This window comes from Pantoea sp. C8B4 (genome assembly GCF_051336905.1).
GTDB classification, from domain to species: domain Bacteria; phylum Pseudomonadota; class Gammaproteobacteria; order Enterobacterales; family Enterobacteriaceae; genus Pantoea; species Pantoea rwandensis_B.
In genome coordinates this window covers 293435-313846 of the sequence record NZ_JBGMNK010000003.1, presented here as the reverse complement: position 1 = coordinate 313846, position 20412 = coordinate 293435, and the positions used below count along the sequence as shown (strand labels likewise).

Below are 20412 nucleotides of genomic sequence, written 5' to 3'. Positions count from 1 at the left end.
TTATGACCATGGTGGTGAAATGTGGTGTGACGCGCAGCTCCACATGCGGATACAGCGCGCGAAAGCGTGGGATATGCCTGTCATATTGTAGTCATCGAACTGTCATAGTGCAGAATTGCCCCAAAATGAGGCTAAAAAATGTCGTCAAAAACGGTGGATGTGATTGCTACGGCGCTGAGTGAACGCATTGAAAACGGTGAATTTGCCAGCGGGCGTTTACCGGCAGAACGCAGTTTGAGTGAATTCTATTCCACCACGCGCATTACCTTGCGTGAGGCGCTGGGCTTGCTGGAAGCGCAAGGCATTATTTACCGTGAATTGCGTCGAGGCTGGTTTCTCGCACCGCCAAGGCTGGTGTATAACCCGGCCCATCACAGCCACTTTCATGCCATGGCGGCCGAACAAGGGCGTATCGCCCTCACTGAAGTGATTGAGGCGCGGGAAGTCCCGGCACAGTTGGTGATTGCGCGGCACTTACAGCTATTAGAAGGCGATAGCGTATTTCGCATTCGCCGCCTGCGACGTATCGATGGCCGCGCGGTGTTGTATGTCGAGCATTACCTCAATCCGGCTTTTTTTCCTGGCCTGCTGGAAGAAGACCTGACCCGCTCGCTCACCGACCTCTACGATCAGCGTTATGGCATTCGTTACGGCGGCGCACGCTTTACTATTCTTCCTGGCCCATTACCGGCGCGCGCTGCACCGGCACTTAATGTCGCCAGCGGCACTCCCGGATTACTGATTACCCGTATCAACCGCGATCAACATAAACGGGTGATCGACTGTGACTGTGAATACTGGCGTTATGACGCGCTCTGTGTGGATGTTGATGTGTAGCATATTGTGATTTCGATCACACTACAGCATGATAGCCTCAGAGAGTTTTCGTACTTTGAGGCGCATAAAAATGACAACAAAATCAGCGATGGGGCAGCTTATTGCTTCTGTTTTACAATGGGTTCTGAATATGGGTTTGGTGACGCTGGCTGTCATCCTGGTGGTCTTCCTTGGCAAAGAGACAATCCATTTAGCCAATGTGCTGTTCAGCACCGGTGAGCAGGCGTCGTCCTACCTGCTGATCGAAGGCATTGTGATCTATTTTCTTTATTTTGAATTTATCGCGCTGATCGTGAAGTACTTCCAGTCCGGCTATCACTTTCCGCTGCGTTATTTCATCTATATCGGCATCACCGCAATCATTCGTCTGATAATCGTTGACCACAAAAACCCGTTCGACACGCTTTATTATTCAGCGGCAATTTTAATTCTGGTGGTCACGCTGTGGTTAGCCAATAGCAATCGCTTAAAGCGCGAATAATCCCCCTTCTGTCGGGTGTGGCACAACCAGCAGTGCCACGCCCGATTCTCTGCGTTAAACTAGGGCAACTTTTTCTCCGGAGATGTCCTGATGTCGCATCACGCGCTGCGCCAGTTACTCGCACTGCATTGGCTGCCAGCCACTTCCCCCTTGCTTTCACCCCCTCTGCTTGACTGGTTGCTGGAGGAAGACTCCATGACGCGTCGTTTCGAGCAGCATTGCCAGCAGGTGACGGTGGAACTGATCCGCGAAAGCTTTATAACCGCTGACGAGATGGCGCCAGAAGCGGAATTCCTGCCCGCCGATGAGCGCTTTTGGTTACGTGAAATCGTGCTGTGCGGCGATGGCGAACCCTGGTTGATTGGGCGAACCGTGGTGCCAGAAAGCACGTTGAACGGCCCGGAGCAGATGCTGCAAAATCTTGGCACTCGTCCGCTGGGGCGCTATCTTTTCGCCTCCTCGACGCTGAGCCGCGATTTTATCGATCCCGGCCAGGTGGATGATCTGTGGGGACGTCGCTCGCGCCTGCGTTTATCAGGCAAACCGCTGCTGCTAACTGAACTGTTTTTACCAGCGTCGCCGTTGTACCGCGCGCTGAATCAAGGATAAAGGATTGTGGAAAAAACCTTAACCATGACCAAATGGCAGGCTTATCGGCGCCTGATGCGCATTGATAAACCGATTGGCACGCTGTTGCTGCTGTGGCCCACAATGTGGGCACTGTGGTTATCAGGCATGGCGGTGCCGCCTTTGTCTGTGCTGGTGGTATTTGTGCTCGGCGTCATTGTGATGCGTGCCGCGGGTTGCGTGATCAATGATTATGCGGACCGTAAGGTGGATGGTCATGTCAAACGGACCGCATCGCGTCCGCTGGCGAGCGGCGTGGTGACGGAGAAAGAAGCCAAAATCCTGTTTGTCGTGCTCGGGTTGCTGGCATTTGCGCTCGTGCTGACCATGAACCGTATGACGATTTTGCTGTCATTTGGTGGCCTGGCACTGGCATGGGTCTATCCGTTTATGAAGCGCTACACCCATTTACCCCAGGTGGTATTGGGAGCGGCATTTGGCTGGGCGATTCCAATGGGTTGGGCGGCAGTTAGTGAGTCCTTACCTCTTGTTTGCTGGCTGGTGTTCTTCGCGAATATCTGCTGGACGGTGGCTTACGACACGCAATACGCGATGGTTGATCGTGATGACGACCTGAAGATTGGCGTGAAATCCACGGCGATTCTGTTCGGTCGTTTCGATAAGTTGATCATCGGCTTATTGCAGTTGGCCACGCTGGGGCTGATGGCGCTAGTTGGATTGATGTTGCATCTGAACGGTGCGTTTTACTGGTCACTGCTGGTGGCGGGCGGTTTCTTTGTGTATCAACAAAAGCTGATTGCTCAACGTGAACGCGATCCTTGCTTCCAGGCCTTTCTGAATAATAACTATGTTGGGCTGGTGCTGTTTATCGGCGTACTTCTCAATACTCAGCCATTTATTGACCTGTTTTAAGTGGTTGCTGCGATAAAAAAGGCGACCCGTTGAGGGTCGCCTTTCTGTTTTTTATGCCCGACGTTATTCGTGAGCTACCGCACTTTCAATGGTCAGACGGACATCACTGGTCACCAGCTCTGCCAGCATCTGCCACATAATGTGGGTGCGTTCCGCATCGGCATCGCCTGAATCACTGATGTAGCCTTCATCACGCAGTGACAGCACCAGCGCGGTAAACACCGCTTTGTCGAAGAACTCTGGCGCGTTAATGCCATGCAACACAGACAAACGCTGCGCCAGCGTGCGGCTCTCTTTCTCCAGCGTGCCGCGGTTGATCGTCGGCTTGGCACTCAGAATGGCGAAGGTGATGGCAAAACGCTGCAGCGTTTCACGGATACCGGCAGCCAGCAGTTGTAATGAACGATGGCGGGCCGGATTCATGCGTAATTGCCCATCATGCTCGGTAATCAGGCCTTGTCGTGCCATCTCAGCACAGAGGGCATTCAGCACGCCTGGCAGCTCTGCGTTATCCCAGCGCAGGAACAGCTCACTCTTCAGCATCGGGTAAACCAGACTCACCTGACGCAGCAGCTCCGCCACACTGATCTCACGATGCTGCTGCACAACAGCGGCAATCAGCGATGGCATGACCAGCATGTGGTGGATGTTGTTGCGGTAGTAGGTCATCAGGACGGCCTGCTCGCGCGGCAGAATGATGATATCGCCAATGTTGTCTTGTTCAGTCTCGAACTTGTTCATGCCCATGGCGTGATCAAGCAGCGCTTCAGCACTCATCTCCGGCACAGTCGCTTCCGGCGAATAAGGCACGTTACGCAGCAGCTGGGTATAGCATTCCAGTTGCTCAATCAACTGCTCACGCGTCAGGGAACGCTGACGAGAAGCCAGCAACGCGGTGACGCACAGGTTCATGGCGTTGGCTGCACCGGCTTCGTTAATGCGCACCATCAGACGTGCTGCAATATCATTCACGGTCGGCGTCATCCATGCCGGGCGCTGTGGTTCAATCGGATCGATCGCATCACGCCATTCCGGCACGTTTTTGTTCAGATAGTTCATCAACGGCAGGGGTTCGCCGAAGTTAACGTAACCCTGACCAAGATTGCGCAGTTTACGTAACCCGCGCACCATCTGCAGGAAACTCTCTTTCTCTTTGGCCGCGCCACGTAACTCTTTGGCGTAAGTACCCACTTCCATGACGTGTTCATAGCCGATGTAGATCGGAACAAACGTAATCGGACGGCTACCGCCGCGCAACATGGCTTGCAACGTCATCGACAGCGTGCCGGTTTTAGGATCCAGCAGTCGGCCCGTGCGTGAGCGCCCGCCTTCAACGAAATACTCGACTGAATATCCGCGGCTGAACAACTCGCCCAGGTATTCACGGAACACCGTGGAATAGAGTTTGTTGCCCTTAAAGGTACGGCGGATAAAGAAAGCACCCAGACGACGGAAAATCGGACCTGCTGGCCAGAAGTTCAGGTTGATGCCGGCCGCGATGTGTGGCGGCACCAGGCCCTGATGGTAGAGCACGTAAGAGAGCAGTAAATAGTCCATGTGACTGCGATGGCAGGGCACATACACAATTTCGTGGCCATCTTGCGCCAGCTGACGCACACGCTCGCCACCGTTGACGTTGATGCCCTGATAAAGACGGCTCCACAGCCAGCCCATCACGCGGTCTGTGACGCGAATGGCCTCATACGAGAAGTTCGCTGCGACCTCTTCCATCATCTCAACAGCATTCTGCTGGGCTTTCTCGTGCGAGATTTTTTTGCTGCGCGCTTCATCTTCAACCGCTTTTTCAATCGCTTTGGATTGCAGCAGCTTGTTGAACAGATCCTGACGTGCGGGCAGACGTGGCCCGACTGCAGCCAGACGCTGACGCGCGAAGTGAATGCGTGCCACGCGTGCCAGCTTCTGGGCAATCGACTTATCGGTGCCGTGCTCTGTCGCCATCTGGCGCAGGGAAACGGTCGGCGAGAAGCGCACAAAGCTGTCACGTCCGTGCCATAAAATGGCGAAGAATTTCTCTACACCATTAAGGATGCGCAGATGCGGCGTATCTTCACCCTGAATTTCACGTCCTGGCGCGCGACCAAACATCACCGCAACCGGTAACATCTGGACGTCGAGATCCGGATTACTGCGGTGCAAATCGAGGTAGTCGTGGAATAGCTTCACCGACTCAGGATTGGCAACGAAATAGGGGAATACGCGTGGGCCATCGTGAATAAACACGTGACGCGGCAATAGCGTGCCGTCGATCTCCAGCGGAGCCAGCGGATCGGGCAGATCATGTTTCAGGCACTGCGCCCGAAGAGTGAGCAGGTCAGCCTTTGAATCATAAGGCAAAACATACATCACTGGACGCGTCGGATCGATCCCGTGTTCTGAGACAGGATCGGTCGGAATGACCTTACTCTTTACCAAAAAAGAGAGTGGTAAATTCAATAGTTTGTAATAAAGTTTACGCCAACCTGACATAGACAACTTAAAGCCTCTTGTTAGCAAAGCGCGGCAAGCATACCAGAAAGTGCAACGAAGATCTGTGGCTTACACGACCTCAGACAGCCCACATATTGACGCCAAATCACATCAAGGGTTCCAAAGCATGGCAAATAACGTCACCGGTATTCAAAGAATAGTGAATGCAGCCGGTTATTCCTGGCAAGGCTTGCGCGCCGCCTGGCAACATGAAGCCGCATTTCGTCAGGAAGCCATTGCCGCACTGGTGGCGATTGTGGTGGCCTGCTGGCTGGATGTTGATGCGATTTCCCGTGTGCTGATGATTGGCTCCGTGGTGCTGGTGATCATCGTTGAAATCCTGAATAGCGCCATCGAAGCGGTGGTGGATCGCATTGGGCAAGAGCGCCATCCTTTAGCCGGACGAGCAAAAGATATGGGCTCAGCGGCGGTATTGCTGGCTATCTTACTGGCTCTGTTTGTCTGGATCGCGCTGCTCTGGTCGCATTTGCGATAGGTATTCCAGAATCTTCAAACCGCTGATTTTTCCCTCTGTTTTGGTTTTCATTTCGCCAATACCTGTATATACTCACAGCGACTGTATAAACAACCAGGGGGCGGGATGAAAGCGTTAACCACCAGGCAGCAACAGGTCTATGATCTGATTCGCGACCACATTAACCAGACCGGCATGCCGCCAACGCGTGCGGAAATTGCTGCGCAACTGGGTTTTCGCTCGCCCAATGCTGCGGAAGAACACCTGAAAGCACTGGCGCGTAAAGGCGTCATCGAGATTGTATCCGGCGCATCTCGCGGCATCCGCCTGCTAATGGAAGAAGAAGTCTCTGAAGGGTTACCGCTGATCGGTCGCGTGGCCGCCGGTGAGCCACTGCTGGCGCAAGAGCACATCGAAGCGCACTATCAGGTTGATGCCAATCTGTTTAAACCTACCGCCGATTTTCTGCTGCGCGTGAGTGGTATGTCGATGAAAGACATCGGGATTATGGATGGTGACTTGCTTGCAGTGCATAAAACCCAGGAAGTCCGTAATGGTCAGGTTGTGGTGGCGCGTATTGATGATGAAGTGACCGTCAAACGCTGGAAAAAGCAGGGTGCCATTGTGCATTTGCTGCCAGAAAACACCGAATTCCAGCCAATTGTAGTCGATACCCGTGAGCAGGCTCTGACCGTTGAAGGTCTGGCTGTGGGCATCGTACGTAACGGCGAATGGCTTTAATCTCTCGTTGAATTCCCCCGCTGCGGTTGGTCACTGTACTGACCGCAGTCTGATACACTGATTTTCCTCCTCAGGCTGATTGCCGGTTAATGGTCCGATTGGCCAGCGCAACAATGGAACGGGCGAATGCGGCTGTTTTCCTCTTCAGATAAAGCATTGTGGCGGCTGGCGCTGCCGATGATTCTCTCCAATATTACCGTTCCGCTGCTCGGTGTCGTCGATACGGCAGTGATTGGCCATCTCGATAGTCCCATTTACCTCGGTGGCGTGGCGGTAGGTGCAACGGCGACCAGTTTCATCTTTATGTTGCTGCTGTTCCTGCGCATGAGCACCACGGGTTTGACTGCGCAGGCGTTTGGCGCGAACGATAAAACCGCCCTGGCGCGGGCGTTGACGCAACCTCTGTTGATCGCCCTGGTGGCGGGCGTGCTGTTTTTATTACTGCGCGCGCCCTTCAGTTTGATCGCAGCCTCATTAATGGGCGGCAGCCCGGAAGTGCAGCACCAGGCACAAATTTTTATCAACATTCGCTGGCTTAGCGCACCGGCGACCTTAGCCAATCTGGTGATTTTGGGCTGGTTGCTCGGCGTGCAATATGCGCGAGCGCCGATGGTACTGCTCATTGTCGGCAACCTGGTGAATATCCTGCTCGATCTCCTGTTTGTGCTAAAGCTTCACTGGGGCGTTGCGGGTGCGGCGGCGGCAACGGCGGTGGCAGAGTACGTCACGCTGGGTGTGGGGTTATGGATGGTGGTACGTGTGCTTAAGTTGCGTGGCATTTCATTCAATCTGCTAAAACAGAGTTGGCGTGGTGATGCGGCACGCCTGTTCCGGCTCAACCGCGACATCATGCTGCGTTCGCTTATGGTGCAAATCTGTTTCGCGTCACTCACCTTGCTGGGCGCGCGTTTAGGGCCAGATGTTGTTGCGGTGAATGCCGTACTGCTGATGTTCCTGACGTTCACGGCCTATGCGCTGGATGGTTTTGCCTATGCCGTGGAGGCCTGCTCCGGTGAAGCGGTGGGGGCGCGAGATCGCAGTCGCTTATTACTGATTTGGCATGCTGCCTGCCGTCAGGCCGGTATCGTTGCCCTGGCGTTCGCCGCCATCTATGCGGTAACCGGCCCTCAAATTGTGGCGTTGCTCACCTCGCTTGAGCCACTGCGAGAGATGGCCGATCGCTATCTTGGCTGGCAGGTGATTCTGCCGCTGATCGGTGTCTGGTGTTATCTGCTGGACGGTATGTTTATCGGCGCCACGCGTGGGCGTGAAATGCGCAACAGCATGGTGATGGCGGCAGTGGGTTATGGGCTTGCCTTAATGACACTCCCGTGGCTCGGTAATCACGGCTTATGGCTGGCGGTGACGGTGTTTCTTGCCTTGCGCGGCTTGACGCTCTGGTGGATATGGCGACGTCACTGGCGACACGACAGCTGGTTCACTGTTTGAATAAGCGAAGCGTAACCTACAGATTATTCTGTATTTTTTTGCGCAATCCTATCTGGCTACTATAATTATCTCAAACGGCGCAATTGAGTAGCGCGTTGTGTGGGTGATTTCCTGATTTATTAGGAGATCATCGCATCTCACTCAGGATGATGTGGAGGATTATGATGAACAAAGACGAAGCAAGCGGTAACTGGAAGCAGTTTAAAGGGAAAATGAAAGAGAAGTGGGGCAAGCTGACGGATGACGATATGACGGTCATCGAAGGTAAACGCGATCAGCTTGTGGGTAAAATTCAGGAACGCTACGGCTATGCGAAAGACCAGGCCGAAACTGAAGTGAAAGACTGGGAAAGTCACAATAAAGATTACCGCTGGTAACCGGAATTAAGGAAGATGCTCCTACCCCGCCGATCACCCGTCGGCAAGGCACAAGGAAGTGCCACTCACCCTTTTCTCACTCTCTTTTTCGTATCAATCTCATGATCGTGATCGCAGCTATCGTGATGATTGCACGCTGCGACTTCTGCGCAGTTCTCGCACAAACCATGGGCTTCAATAACCGTGTGGCGCAGTGAGAATCCGGCCTGATCGGCCAATCCCGAAATAATCTTTTCTACGCCGTGTGCGTGTTTTTCACTGACTGCCGCACAACCATCACACACCAGCATCACCGAAGTATGCGCAGGCTCGTCGAAATGATGGCAAACCACATAGCTGTTATTCGATTCAACACGATGAATAAAACCTTGCTCCAACAGAAAATCCAACGCGCGGTATATGGTCGGAGGTTTAGCCTGTGGCTCGCTGATGCGGAGTTGATCCAGCAGATCGTAAGCACTGATCGAACCATTCTGCTCAGCCATTAAACGCAGCACTTCAGCGCGTTGAGTGGTCAGGCGCACGCCGCGGTCAAGGCAAAGGGATTCTGCCTGAGTAAGCAGTTGTGCGGGCGTGAGGTTTGACATAAGTGTTCTCCAGGTTGCAGGCGATGTTATTTTATCACACAAATTTTTACCCTGCTGTGATTGCTTTTTACCCGGTTAAAGTCCAGGAAAAATCTCGTTAATCAATAAATTAACTTAACCTTCCTGTTGTGCTGATAAAACTGCTCATTTCAGACCCTCCATTAGATCAGTCATATAGCCTAATTATCACGCTATTTTTGCTTTGCAACTCACCGGGTTAGCGTCTAAGGTTCAAAAGGTCTTAAGTAATATCTGGCATCAATTTAGGCTTTGTTCATTTTTCTGCATAACTAAACAGCAGAATGGTGTGGTTGTATCCAATTCTGCGAACAGCAGTGCTATTTCCTTTTAATTCACAGCAATGATGCGTTAGCCAGGGTTCAGAATAGCGGCTAACTAAACTGTTTCGTTTCTGAGTTATTCAGCGACATTTCAAAGGTGATGGCAGGCTCATGGTGAAGACATTATTCAGGCACAAAAAAGTAGCTTATCTTGTTGGTTTGAATGCAGTATTTCTTTCTTCTTCAGCTCTGGCAGCAGGTACATGGTATGACGCGCGTAACGATGCCATGGGTGGCACCGGCGTCGCTTCGTCAACCTGGAGCTCAGCGGTGCTGGCTAACCCGGCATTGATGACCAAAGCCAAACCTGAAGATAACGTCAGCGTCATATTCCCTTCAGCCGGTGTACAGGTTACCGACAAAGACAAATTAATTAACAAAGTTGATGACATTACGGACAGTGTTGATCGCTATAAACAACTGATTGATGATTTCGACTTTGCGGATTATCTCAGAGGTTACCCGGAGCTGAAGGCTGCGGCAGGCGATATGGCCAATCAGCTTCAAGATTTGAAAGGTAATAAAGCTAACGGTACTGCGGGAGTCGCTTTTGCCGTCACTGTTCCAAACGATACGCTGCCCTTTGCCTTTATTACTAAAGCCTACGGTACAGCACATGTGCGCGCCAATGTGGTTGATAGCGACATCACCTATCTGCGTGGAGTGGCGGATGGGAGCATTACGCCAAGGCCGGGCGATCAGGATAACCTGCGTTCGAGCGGCAATGGCCTTGCGGCGTTAGTCACCGATTATGGCGTCTCCGTTGCACATGAATTTGATGTCGCTGGCCATCCGGTTTCTGTGGGCGTGACACCAAAGCTGCAAAAAACCTGGCTGTATAACTACACCGCCAGTATTTATAACTTTGATAAAAGTGATATCAACAACAGCCAATACCGCAGTTCCGATACCGGCTTCAACATTGATGCAGGCATCGCGACCGACTTTGGTGAGCATTGGACGTTGGGTGTGACAGGGCAGAACCTGATCTCACGCGACATCGACACCAAAACAGTGGAAGGCTACCGCGATACCTATCAAATCCGTCCGCTGGTCACGTCAGGTCTGGCCTGGAACTACGGCGCGTTCACCCTGGCAGGCGATGTTGATTTGACGCAAACCAAGCGTTTCAAATCGGAAGAAAGCAGCCAATATGCGGGAGTGGGTGCCGAGTATCGCGTGCTGGATTGGTTAGCATTGCGCGCGGGTTATCGTGCGGATATGAAATCAAATGATGCCAATGTGTTTACCGCAGGTCTGGGCGTTTCACCGTTTAACAACACGGTGCATCTGGATCTTGCTGGTTCAGTGGGTGACGATAATACCTGGGGCGGCATGCTGCAGCTCGGATTTAACTTCTAATTGCGTCATTTCACATCACGCTAACATTCACCCTGAAATGGCGTGAACATGCTCACAAAAACAGGTCGCCATTGGCGGCCTGTTTCATTATTGGGCGCGGAATTTGTGATCGTTATCAATCAGCGAAGCTGTGCCAGATTCAACTGGGAAAGTAGCCAATCTTTAAAGCTATCTAACGCGAAGTGGCGATGCTGATGCCGTGGGAACACCAGGTAATGGCCGATATAGTGAATCTCCTGGGTGGTCTCAATCAGCGGACAAACTAAGCGCCCACTGGCAAGCTCTCGTTCTGCTAATAATTTGGATTCCAGCACCACCCCCAGACCATCAACGGCAGCGGCAATCGCCATAAAACTGCGGTCAAAGCGCAAACCATAATGGCGCGGAGGCGTCAGGTGATTGGCTTCAAACCAGCCCTTCCATTGGTAGAGTTGCACATCGCACTGAATCAACGATTGGTGATAGAGGTCCTCCGGGCAGCGAATGCGTGCGGCAATCTCTGGTGAGCAAAGCGGTGTTAACTCCTCCACGGCCAGCGGGATTTTCTCGTAAGGCGAAGGACGCGGCTCGCCATAAACAATATCTAAATCATAGTCATCCTGCTCAAAGCGCGCATATTCGGTGCTGGCTGAAAGACGTAGATCAATATGTGGATGCGCGGCAATAAAGCTTCCGAGACGGGGTAATAGCCACTGATGGGCAAAGCTTGGCGCGGTGTGCAGACGCAGTGGTCGCGATTCATCAGCGGTGACGAGCGAAAGCCCACGCTGCATCTCATCAAATCCCCGCTGGATGTGTTCCAGCAAGATTGCCCCTTCTTTGGTTAGCATGATTTCGCGCGTACTGCGCTGAAACAGGCGCGTGTCGAGCGTCTCCTCCAGCTTACGAATCGCATGACTAATGGCGCTAGGCGACAAATCTAACTCTTGCGCTGCGGTGGTAAATGCTCCTGTACGGCCTGCGGCTTCAAACGCGCGCAACAGCGAAAGTGGGGCTTTTTTTAATAATGTCATTTGTGAATCCCATTCAACAGTTGATGCATTTTTTGCTTTTGTCGGCAGAGGTCAAGGCTGAGTAATCTGCTACTAAACGGCAAGCAGGTGAAAATGGCACGTGAATCCGCTGCAGCTTTCACCATGACAGATCGCTCTTCTGCTTGCCAACTCTGCTGATTTTCTCTTCTTTCAGGAACAGATATGACGACTCTTGCAGAACCGGAATTGAGCCTTACACAGCGGCTGTCACAGCACGCTTATCGTATTCGTCGCTACGCGTTGCAAATGGGCGAAGTACAGGGGCAAGGCTATATCGGCCAGGCTCTGGGACTGGCTGATATGCTGGCCGTGGCATGGTGCCATGCGATGAATTACCGCGCGGATGAACCCGAATGGGAAGGCCGCGATCGTTTCCTGCTGTCCCACGGCCACTATGCGATTGCACTTTATGCGGCGTTGATTGAAGCGGGCGTGATTCCTGTGGAGGAGTTGGAAACGTATGGATCTGATGATAGTCGCTTACCGATGTCGGGCATGGCTACCTATACGCCAGGTATGGAAATTTCAGGTGGATCGCTCGGACAGGGGCTGACGATTGGTGTCGGTATGGCATTGGCATTGCGTCATAAAGGAAATCCGGCTTTTGTTTACAACTCGATGTCTGATGGCGAACTGGATGAAGGGGCAACCTGGGAAGCGGCGATGGGAGCGGCCCATCATCAACTGAGTAATTTGATCGTCATGGTAGATATCAACCAGCAGCAGGCAGATGGCCCCTCTGGCAAGGTCATGGGGTTTGAACCGCTGGCAGATAAGTGGCAGGCGTTTGGCTGGCATGTACAGCGTGTGGATGGCAATGACATTGCTGCTGTGAAGCAGGCATTTGATCGGGCTCGCGCGTTAAACGAACCCAAGCCGCGCGTCATTCTGCTGGACACGCTAATGGGTAAAGGCGTGCCATTCCTGGAAGCGCGTGAAAAGAATCATTTTATTCGTGTGGATGCTGACGAGTGGCAACAGGCCATCGCCATCCTCGATCAAGCTCAGGAGGCCACGCAATGAGCAGCATCACCACAGAGAAAAAGCCACGCCTGACAACGTCGGCGATGATTGCCTCCATTGCCGCAGAAGGACAAGCCACGGTTGCTGCGCCCTTTGGTCATGCGCTGGTCAAAGCTGCTGCGACCCGGCCGTCAATCGTTGGGTTGACTGCTGACCTGTCAAAATACACCGATTTGCATATCTTCGCCCAGGCCTATCCAGAACGTCATTTCCAGATGGGCATGGCGGAGCAGCTGTTGATGGGCGCAGCCGGTGGCATGGCGAAGGAGGGCATGACGCCATTTGCTACCACCTATGCGGTGTTTGCCACGCGTCGTGCCTACGACTTTATCCATCAGGTGATCGCGGAAGAGCAGCTGAATGTGAAAATCTGCGCGGCGCTGCCGGGGTTAACCACCGGCTACGGCCCAAGCCATCAGGCCACTGAAGATATCGCGCTGATGCGGGGTATTCCGGGCATGACCATTGTTGATCCTTGTGATGCGCTGGATACGGAACAAGCCGTTGCCGCAATAGCCGATCATCAGGGGCCGGTTTATATGCGTCTGTTGCGCGGTAAGGTGCCGCTGGTGCTGAACGAATACGATTATCAATTCGAACTGGGCAAAGCCAAATTGCTGCGTGATGGCCGTGATGTGCTGCTGATTTCCAGTGGGATTATGACAATGCGCGCACTGGAAACAGCAAAAGCGCTGGCAGCCGATAACGTCGATGTTGCGGTATTGCACGTGCCGACCATTAAGCCTCTGGACACTGAAACCATTATCACCCAGTGCCGGCGTGCCGGGCGTTTAGTGGTGGTGGTTGAGAACCATAGCGTGGTCGGCGGTTTAGGTGAGGCGGTGGCGACCACGTTAATGCATGCGCAGGTCATGCCCGTGTTTCGTCAAATCGGCTTGCCAGATCAGTTCCTGGATGCGGGCGCGCTGCCCACTTTGCACGACCGCTACGGCATTTCCACAGAAGCGATGGTCAGCGCGATTCGCGTCTGGCTGGCATAACGACGCGAAAGGAGAACAGCATGAAGGTGATATTTGTCGGCACCGGGGCAATTGGCGTTCCTATGGCTTGCCAGATTCAGCGTGCAGGGCATGCGGTAATCGGAGTGGATGTGTTTGAAGCGTCGCGTCAGCGTGCTCAGGCGCAGGGGATTGAAGCGGTTAGTCGCATTGCAGAAGCACCTGAAGCGGATGTGGTCGTGGTGATGGTTGCCACGCCACAGCAGCTGCAGGCGCTGGTGGCGGAAGCGCTGCCGCAGGTGGCTGGTCAGCACTGGGTCATCATGTCCACTGTCGGGCCGCAGGCGGTGCGTGAGGCGGCTTCTTCACTGATTGCTGCCGGTGCGCAGGTCGTGGATGCACCGGTCACGGGCGGAACCGCCCGCGCCAGCACCGGTGAGTTAGTGATTTTTGCTTCCGGCGCACCTGCCGCCATTGCCTTTGTTGAGCCAGTACTCAAAGCCATGGGATCGGTGTCGATCGTGGGTGACGAGGTTGGCGAGGGGCAGGGGATCAAGGTGATCAATCAGCACCTTTGCTCGGTGCATATTGTGGCAGCCGCGGAGGCGCTAAGCCTGGCACAGTCACTGGGGTTAGCACCCGCTCAGGTATTGAAACTGGTCGAGCGCGGCGCGGCGGGATCGTGGATGTTGTCAGATCGTGGTCCGCGCATGCTGGAGGGGACTGATGTCTCGGTCTCCAGCGCCATCAACATCTTTGTCAAAGATAGCGGGTTAGTGGCAGAGGCGGCGACCGCCTGCCACGCTGAGGTTCCGCTGTTACAGGTCGCTCATGCTCGTTATCTGGCGGCAGCAGAAGCCGGATTGGGGCAACGTGATGACAGCAGAGTGATTGAGACCTGGAGCAAACCTGCAAATTAACCGCTCCATCACTGCTGCCCGAAAAATACGATAATACCGGGGTAACACATGAACACGACTTCTGTACCTGCAAACACCCGCGACAATGCGGCGAAAGTCTCTTTCGCCTCAATGATTGGCTCAGCGGTGGAGAGCTATGATTTCTTTATCTATGGCACCGCCGCTGCAGCCTGGTTCGGTAAGATTTTTTTCCACACGCAAGAGCCCATCGTCGGCATTCTGGCGGCATTCGCCACCTTAGCGGTCGGCTTCCTGATGCGCCCGTTTGGCGGTTACCTCGCCGGCCATTTCGGCGATCGCTATGGCCGAAAAACCGTGCTGTTCTGGTCATTACTGGCAATGGGCGGTGCCACCGTATTGATCGGTGCGTTGCCAACCTATGAGCAGGCTGGGGTGCTGGCACCGATCTTGTTGATCTTATTACGCATGATCCAGGGGATCGGATTCGGCGCCGAGTGGGGCGGCGCGGTGTTAATGGCATTTGAGCATGCGCCCGTGAAAAAGCGCGGTTTCTATGGCGCGGTGCCGCAGCTCGGGATCCCGCTTGGCCTGCTGCTGGCGAATGGCTCTTTCCTGCTCTCTGCGGCACTGTTTGAAGGTGATTGGGTGTGGCGCATGCCGTTCCTGATCTCTTTTGTGATGGTGGCCATCGGCATCTTTATTCGAATGCAGGTCGCAGAATCACCGGAATTCGAGAAAGCCAAAGCAGATAAGCAGATTGTGCAACAACCCGCGCTGGAGGTCATTCGTCGCGACTGGCGTACCATCGTCAAAATTATGGGGCTACGCCTGGCGGAGACGGGTGGCTACTACATCACCACCAGTTTTATGTTGTCCTATGTGGTGCTGGCGGAAATCACAGATACGCGCCATGTGTTATGGGGCACGCTGATTGGTTCAGCGCTGGGGCTCGGCAGCCATCTGCTGTATGGCGCGCTAAGTGATAAGGTGGGACGTCGCCCAATATTCCTGATTGGCGCCATCTTCACCATTCTGTTTGGCATCCCCATGTTTATGCTGATCAATACCGGTGCAGTGATGATGGTGATTGTCGCTGTCGCCTTGTCCCTGCTCTTCAGCCATGACCCGATATTTGCCGTAGAGTCGAGTTGGTTCTCCGAACAGTTTCCGGCTAACGTCCGTTCCTCGGGTATTTCATTGGGCTACAACGGCGCTTCCGTGGTGGCGGGGCTGTTACCGTTCATCGCAACAGGCGTGTATGGCATGGTCGGCTGGATCGGACCGGCGGTGATGTTCTCGTTACTGGGCGTCATTTCAACCTGGGTCGCCTTCAACACGCGGGAAACCGCGCCGGTGAAAGTGGGCGAGCCCTCTCTGCCGGCCTCATCAACCTCAACAGCCCCGACGGTGTGAGTGAAATAACGGGCGGCTGTGTCGCCCGTTATTGCTGTGGTATCATTGCGCAGTTTCTCGTCACTCACCTAACTCCGGATTTACTGCGTTTCATGACCGATACTTTCTCTTCGCAACGTTTTTCTATCGCTCCGATGCTGGACTGGACCGATCGTCACTGCCGTTATTTTCACCGTAAGCTGAGCGGCGATACGCTGCTGTATACCGAAATGGTGACCACGGGCGCCATCATTCACGGCAAAGGCGATTACCTGGCTTACAGCGAAGAGGAGCATCCGCTGGCGCTGCAGTTGGGCGGCAGCGATCCGGCAGCTCTGGCGCAATGTGCGAAGCTGGCGGAAGCGCGCGGTTACGACGAGATTAACCTTAACGTCGGTTGCCCATCCGATCGCGTGCAGAATGGACGCTTTGGTGCCTGTCTGATGGCTGACGCCGCGCTGGTCGCAGATTGCATTAAAGCGATGCGCGATGTGGTCAGTATTCCGGTGACGGTGAAAACCCGTATCGGAATTGATGAGCAGGACAGCTACGCATTTCTGTGTGATTTCATTGGTACGGTGGCCAATAAGGGCAACTGCGATACCTTTATTATTCATGCGCGTAAGGCATGGCTTTCTGGTTTAAGCCCGAAAGAGAACCGTGAGATTCCGCCGCTGGATTATCCGCGTGTCTATCAGCTGAAGCGTGATTTTCCGGCGCTGACCATGGCGATTAACGGCGGCATCAAGACGCTGGAAGAGGCGAAAGTGCATTTGCAGCATATGGATGGCGTGATGATGGGGCGCGAAGCGTATCAAAATCCCGGCATTCTGGCACAGGTCGATCGTGAACTGTTTGGTCGTGATACGCCTTCTGTCGATCCGGTCGCAGTGGTTCGTGCGATGTACCCGTACATCGAAGCGGAGCTAAGCAAAGGCACCTATCTGGGACACGTTACACGCCATATGCTGGGCCTGTTCCAGGGCATTCCTGGCGCGCGCCAGTGGCGTCGTCATTTAAGTGAGAATGCCCATAAGCCGGGTGCCGATGTACGAGTGCTGGAAGCGGCACTGTCGCTGGTCGCGGATAAGATTCCACAGGAGGCCTGATTGTAGGTGAGTCGCGGTGGGCCGGTGTGCCCGGCCATAAAAGGGCAGTCCGATCGCAAAGGAAAATGCCGATCTGCCGCGTGAACATTCGCCCCATTTTTGTGAAACGGCCCGATGCTGCGTATGGCTGAAAAACGCGCTCAGCGTATTAATCTCTGGCGCGTAAGCTTTGCTTTTCTAGCGGACCTTTTCTGTCCCTTCAGAGGAGCATCGTGCCGTTAATGCGGTTTAAAATGCGCCAATAATTAGTGAATTTCATCACTGCTGAAATACCCCCTTTGAATAGAACCTATTATTTTTCAGTGCATTAACTTTTTATCTATATTGGCACGTATCTTGTAAAGCACTCTGTGTTACTTACACAGGAGAGCCTTCGTGGAAATTTTATTTGTTATCGGCTTTTTTCTGATGCTGTTGCTGACTGGCGTTTCACTGCTGGGCGTTATCGCTGCATTGGTTGTTGCCACCGTTGTGATGTTCCTCGGCGGGTTATTCGCGCTTGTTATCAAATTGTTACCGTGGCTGGTGTTGGCGGTGGTAGCAGTGTGGCTTTATCGCGCCTTTACGACATCGAGCGGTGAAGTGAAATTGAACAGACTGAAAAGAAAAATCAGTAAGTTAGAGCGGCGTGGTTGGCGCTAAATGCGGGAGCGATCACAGAGTCGGTAATTGCTTAGTACGAATCTGCAATTAAACATATTTTTTACTTATGTTTTCTGTCAGGATGCGTAAAGTAATTCAAAACGAATTCATCGCCGCTGACCCTACACCAGCGCGAACTATAAAAAGAGAGAAAAAAGGGCTTCCTTCGGGAAGCCCTTAACTTTTTAGGGAATCAGCAAGCTGGAACCTTGCGTGGCGCGGCTCTCAAGAACCTGATGTGCGCGCACCGCATCGCTCAAGGCAAACTTCTGCTCTTCTGGCACCTTCAACTGAATCGCACGACTGGCGATTAACGAGAACAACTCGTTGCTGGCGTTATCCAGTTCCTGACGATTGGTAATGTAACCAAACAGCGAAGGGCGTGTGACAAACAGTGAACCTTTCTTGTTCAGAATTCCAAGATCGACGCCGGTGACGGGGCCCGAGGCATTACCAAAACTCACCATTAAGCCATGACGACGCAGGCTATCGAGAGACGGTTCCCAGGTATCTTTCCCCACCGAGTCATACACCACCGCGACCTTTTCACCGTCAGTCAATTCACTGACGCGCTGTGCAATATTCTCTTCGCGATAGTTAATGGTCGCCCAGGCGCCGGCATTTTTTGCAATCTGCGCTTTTTCGGCGGAGCCCACGGTACCAATCAGATGTGCGCCCAGCGCTTTAGCCCACTGACAGGCAATCAGTCCCACGCCGCCCGCTGCGGCATGGAACAAGAAGATTTCATCGGCTTTCACTTTGTAGGTCTGACGCAGCAAATACTGCACGGTTAAGCCTTTCAAAAACGAGGCTGCACCTTGTTCAAAGCTGATGCTCTCCGGGAGGATCACCAAACGCTCTTCCGCCACGTTATGCATTTCGCTATAGGCACCCAGCGCGGCCTGACAATAGACCACGCGATCGCCGGGCTTAAAGCGCGTCACGCCTGAGCCAACGCGTTTCACCACGCCAGCGGCTTCTGTGCCCAGCCCGGATGGGAAAGCCGCCACCGGATAGAGCCCGCTGCGCACATAGGTGTCGATATAGTTGATGCCAATCGCCTTGTTTTCGACCTGAACCTCATGTTCAGCGGGATCGGCCAGCTCAAAATCGACCCATTGCAGTACCTCCGGGCCACCGTGTTGGTTGAACTGAATACGCTTTGCCATTCTGACTCCTGTGATTGTTCATCCTGGGACGGTATACTTGCGCGTCCCTTTCACGATCGGTAATGCATTCACTATGGCAGGAAATAAACCCACCAACAAATCCAACGAACCCCGCGATCGTCAGCTGGAAGGCGTGAAAATGCCGCCGCACTCTATTGAAGCGGAGCAGTCGGTGCTCGGTGGGTTGATGCTGGATAACGAACGCTGGGATAACGTCTCCGAGCGCGTGGTGGCGGATGATTTCTTCAACCGTTCGCACCGCATGATCTTCTCTGAGATGCAGCGTCTGCTGGAAATGGGCCAGCCGATTGACCTCATTACGCTGTCTGAATCGCTGGAAACACTGGGCGAGCTGGAGATGGCCGGTGGCTTTGCTTATCTGGCAGAGCTGGCGAAAAACACGCCAAGCGCGGCGAACATCGGCGCTTATGCGGATATCGTGCGTGAACGTGCCGTTGTGCGCCAAATGATCTCGGTAGCGAATCAAATTGCTGATGCCGGTTACGATCCGCAGGGGCGCAGCAGTGAAGATTTGCTCGATTTCGCAGAATCCAACGTCTTCAAGATTGCTGAACAGCGCGCCAATAAGGCGGAAGGCCCGCAGAACATCGAGCAAATTCTGGAAGCCACGGTCTCGCGTATTGAAGCGCTGGTGTCGACCCCGCACGATGGTGTCACCGGAGTGGATACGGGCTATCAGGATCTGAACAAAAAGACCGCCGGTTTGCAGGGTTCAGATTTGATCATCGTGGCGGCGCGTCCGTCGATGGGTAAAACCACCTTCGCCATGAACCTGTGTGAAAACGCCGCGATGCTGCAAGACAAACCGGTGCTGATATTCAGTCTGGAGATGCCCAGCGAGCAGCTAATGATGCGTATGCTGGCGTCATTATCACGCGTTGACCAAACGCGCATTCGTACCGGCCAGCTGGAAGATGAAGATTGGGCGCGCATCTCTGCCACCATGGGCATCTTGCTGGAGAAGAAGAACATGTTCATTGATGATTCTTCTGGCCTGACGCCAACGGAAGTGCGTTCGCGCGCGCGCCGCGTGTTTCGTGAGAATGGCGGCTTAAGCCTGATCATGATCGACTATCTCCAGTTAATGCGCGTGCCGGCGCTGTCGGATAACCGTACGCTGGAGATCGCGGAGATCTCGCGCTCGCTCAAAGCGCTGGCGAAAGAGCTCAATGTGCCGGTGGTGGCGCTGTCGCAGCTTAACCGCTCACTGGAGCAGCGCGCCGATAAACGCCCGGTGAACTCGGATCTGCGTGAATCGGGATCGATCGAGCAGGATGCTGACTTGATCATGTTCATCTATCGCGATGAGGTGTATCACGAAAACAGCGATCTTAAAGGCATCGCCGAGATCATCCTCGGTAAGCAGCGTAACGGCCCAATCGGTACAGTACGATTGACCTTCAATGGCCAGTGGTCGCGTTTTGATAACTACGCAGGCCCGTCCTACGACGACGAATAATCCTTTCCCGCTGGATGCATGCACGATTTGTGCATGCATTTCACGTCATCAGAAAATAGTGTTGGACAACCCCGGCTTTAATCAGG

At 53.6% G+C, this 20412-nt stretch carries 20 protein-coding genes; 16 read left to right on the top strand and 4 right to left on the bottom strand.

The annotated features are described in order from the left end of the window. Positions 1–138: 138 nt before the first annotated feature. The 4 genes from ACCW76_RS06075 to ubiA all read left to right on the top strand — a co-directional run bounded on the left by ACCW76_RS06075 (position 139) and on the right by ubiA (position 2818). Positions 139–837, top strand: coding sequence for a UTRA domain-containing protein (locus ACCW76_RS06075; RefSeq protein ID WP_038643648.1), 699 nt, complete (start codon positions 139–141; stop codon positions 835–837). Positions 838–907: 70 nt separating this feature from the next. Beyond that, positions 908–1318, top strand: coding sequence for a phosphate-starvation-inducible protein PsiE (gene psiE, locus ACCW76_RS06070; RefSeq protein ID WP_038643647.1), 411 nt, complete (start codon positions 908–910; stop codon positions 1316–1318). 90 nt (positions 1319–1408) lie between these two features. Continuing rightward, positions 1409–1927 (top strand): chorismate lyase, encoded by a 519-nt coding sequence (ubiC, locus tag ACCW76_RS06065; protein ID WP_038643645.1) that lies wholly within the window; start codon positions 1409–1411, stop codon positions 1925–1927. 24 nt (positions 1928–1951) lie between these two features. Next, positions 1952–2818 carry a 4-hydroxybenzoate octaprenyltransferase gene (gene ubiA / locus ACCW76_RS06060; RefSeq protein WP_197079598.1) on the top strand — a complete coding sequence of 289 codons (867 nt, stop codon included), beginning with the start codon at positions 1952–1954 and terminating at the stop codon, positions 2816–2818. Positions 2819–2881: 63 nt separating this feature from the next. On the opposite strand, the gene plsB is transcribed toward ubiA, so the two are convergent. Further along, positions 2882–5305: a glycerol-3-phosphate 1-O-acyltransferase PlsB gene (plsB, locus tag ACCW76_RS06055; RefSeq protein ID WP_436338051.1), complete on the bottom strand. Its 2424-nt coding sequence runs from the start codon at positions 5303–5305 to the stop codon at positions 2882–2884. Positions 5306–5432: 127 nt separating this feature from the next. On the opposite strand from plsB, the gene ACCW76_RS06050 reads away from it, so the two are divergent. From ACCW76_RS06050 to ACCW76_RS06035, 4 genes are all read left to right on the top strand, one after another. After that, positions 5433–5801, top strand: a complete 369-nt coding sequence (locus ACCW76_RS06050; protein ID WP_038643641.1) for a diacylglycerol kinase — start codon at positions 5433–5435, stop codon at positions 5799–5801. Between the two features lie 105 nt (positions 5802–5906). Beyond that, on the top strand, positions 5907–6521 hold the full coding sequence (lexA, locus tag ACCW76_RS06045; protein WP_034826962.1) for a transcriptional repressor LexA: 615 nt from the start codon (positions 5907–5909) through the stop codon (positions 6519–6521). Between the two features lie 126 nt (positions 6522–6647). Continuing rightward, positions 6648–7970, top strand: a complete 1323-nt coding sequence (dinF, locus tag ACCW76_RS06040) for an MATE family efflux transporter DinF (protein ID WP_436338021.1) — start codon at positions 6648–6650, stop codon at positions 7968–7970. Positions 7971–8134: 164 nt separating this feature from the next. Then, a complete protein-coding gene (locus tag ACCW76_RS06035; RefSeq protein WP_009128598.1) occupies positions 8135–8347 on the top strand; it encodes a CsbD family protein in 213 nt (70 codons plus the stop codon). A gap of 65 nt (positions 8348–8412) precedes the next feature. On the opposite strand, the gene zur is transcribed toward ACCW76_RS06035, so the two are convergent. Beyond that, positions 8413–8934 carry a zinc uptake transcriptional repressor Zur gene (gene zur / locus ACCW76_RS06030; RefSeq protein WP_034826958.1) on the bottom strand — a complete coding sequence of 174 codons (522 nt, stop codon included), beginning with the start codon at positions 8932–8934 and terminating at the stop codon, positions 8413–8415. Between the two features lie 452 nt (positions 8935–9386). On the opposite strand from zur, the gene traF reads away from it, so the two are divergent. Beyond that, positions 9387–10637: a conjugal transfer protein TraF gene (traF, locus tag ACCW76_RS06025; RefSeq protein ID WP_038643638.1), complete on the top strand. Its 1251-nt coding sequence runs from the start codon at positions 9387–9389 to the stop codon at positions 10635–10637. Between the two features lie 119 nt (positions 10638–10756). On the opposite strand, the gene ACCW76_RS06020 is transcribed toward traF, so the two are convergent. Beyond that, positions 10757–11650, bottom strand: a complete 894-nt coding sequence (locus ACCW76_RS06020; RefSeq protein WP_038643637.1) for a LysR substrate-binding domain-containing protein — start codon at positions 11648–11650, stop codon at positions 10757–10759. Positions 11651–11833: 183 nt separating this feature from the next. On the opposite strand from ACCW76_RS06020, the gene ACCW76_RS06015 reads away from it, so the two are divergent. The 6 genes from ACCW76_RS06015 to pspG all read left to right on the top strand — a co-directional run bounded on the left by ACCW76_RS06015 (position 11834) and on the right by pspG (position 17677). Then, positions 11834–12694, top strand: a complete 861-nt coding sequence (locus ACCW76_RS06015) for a transketolase (protein ID WP_045815786.1) — start codon at positions 11834–11836, stop codon at positions 12692–12694. Then, positions 12691–13695, top strand: coding sequence for a transketolase family protein (locus ACCW76_RS06010; RefSeq protein WP_034826946.1), 1005 nt, complete (start codon positions 12691–12693; stop codon positions 13693–13695). Before ACCW76_RS06015 ends, ACCW76_RS06010 begins: the two co-directional genes overlap by 4 nt. 20 nt (positions 13696–13715) lie before the next feature. Beyond that, positions 13716–14573 (top strand): NAD(P)-dependent oxidoreductase, encoded by an 858-nt coding sequence (locus ACCW76_RS06005; protein WP_436338020.1) that lies wholly within the window; start codon positions 13716–13718, stop codon positions 14571–14573. A 48-nt stretch (positions 14574–14621) separates the two neighbouring features. After that, the gene (locus ACCW76_RS06000) at positions 14622–15947 is read left to right on the top strand and encodes an MFS transporter (RefSeq protein WP_034826943.1); all 1326 of its coding nucleotides are present in this window, start codon (positions 14622–14624) and stop codon (positions 15945–15947) included. A gap of 92 nt (positions 15948–16039) precedes the next feature. Further along, positions 16040–17035: a tRNA dihydrouridine(20/20a) synthase DusA gene (gene dusA / locus ACCW76_RS05995; protein WP_045815789.1), complete on the top strand. Its 996-nt coding sequence runs from the start codon at positions 16040–16042 to the stop codon at positions 17033–17035. Positions 17036–17410: 375 nt separating this feature from the next. Beyond that, positions 17411–17677 (top strand): envelope stress response protein PspG, encoded by a 267-nt coding sequence (gene pspG / locus ACCW76_RS05990; protein ID WP_436338019.1) that lies wholly within the window; start codon positions 17411–17413, stop codon positions 17675–17677. 185 nt (positions 17678–17862) lie between these two features. Here pspG and ACCW76_RS05985 read toward each other — a convergent pair whose 3' ends face one another. Continuing rightward, positions 17863–18846 (bottom strand): quinone oxidoreductase, encoded by a 984-nt coding sequence (locus ACCW76_RS05985; RefSeq protein WP_038643631.1) that lies wholly within the window; start codon positions 18844–18846, stop codon positions 17863–17865. Positions 18847–18919: 73 nt separating this feature from the next. Here ACCW76_RS05985 and dnaB point away from each other — a divergent pair, with 73 nt between their 5' ends. Continuing rightward, positions 18920–20326, top strand: coding sequence for a replicative DNA helicase (dnaB, locus tag ACCW76_RS05980; RefSeq protein WP_034826934.1), 1407 nt, complete (start codon positions 18920–18922; stop codon positions 20324–20326). The last annotated feature ends 86 nt before the right edge of the window (positions 20327–20412 follow it).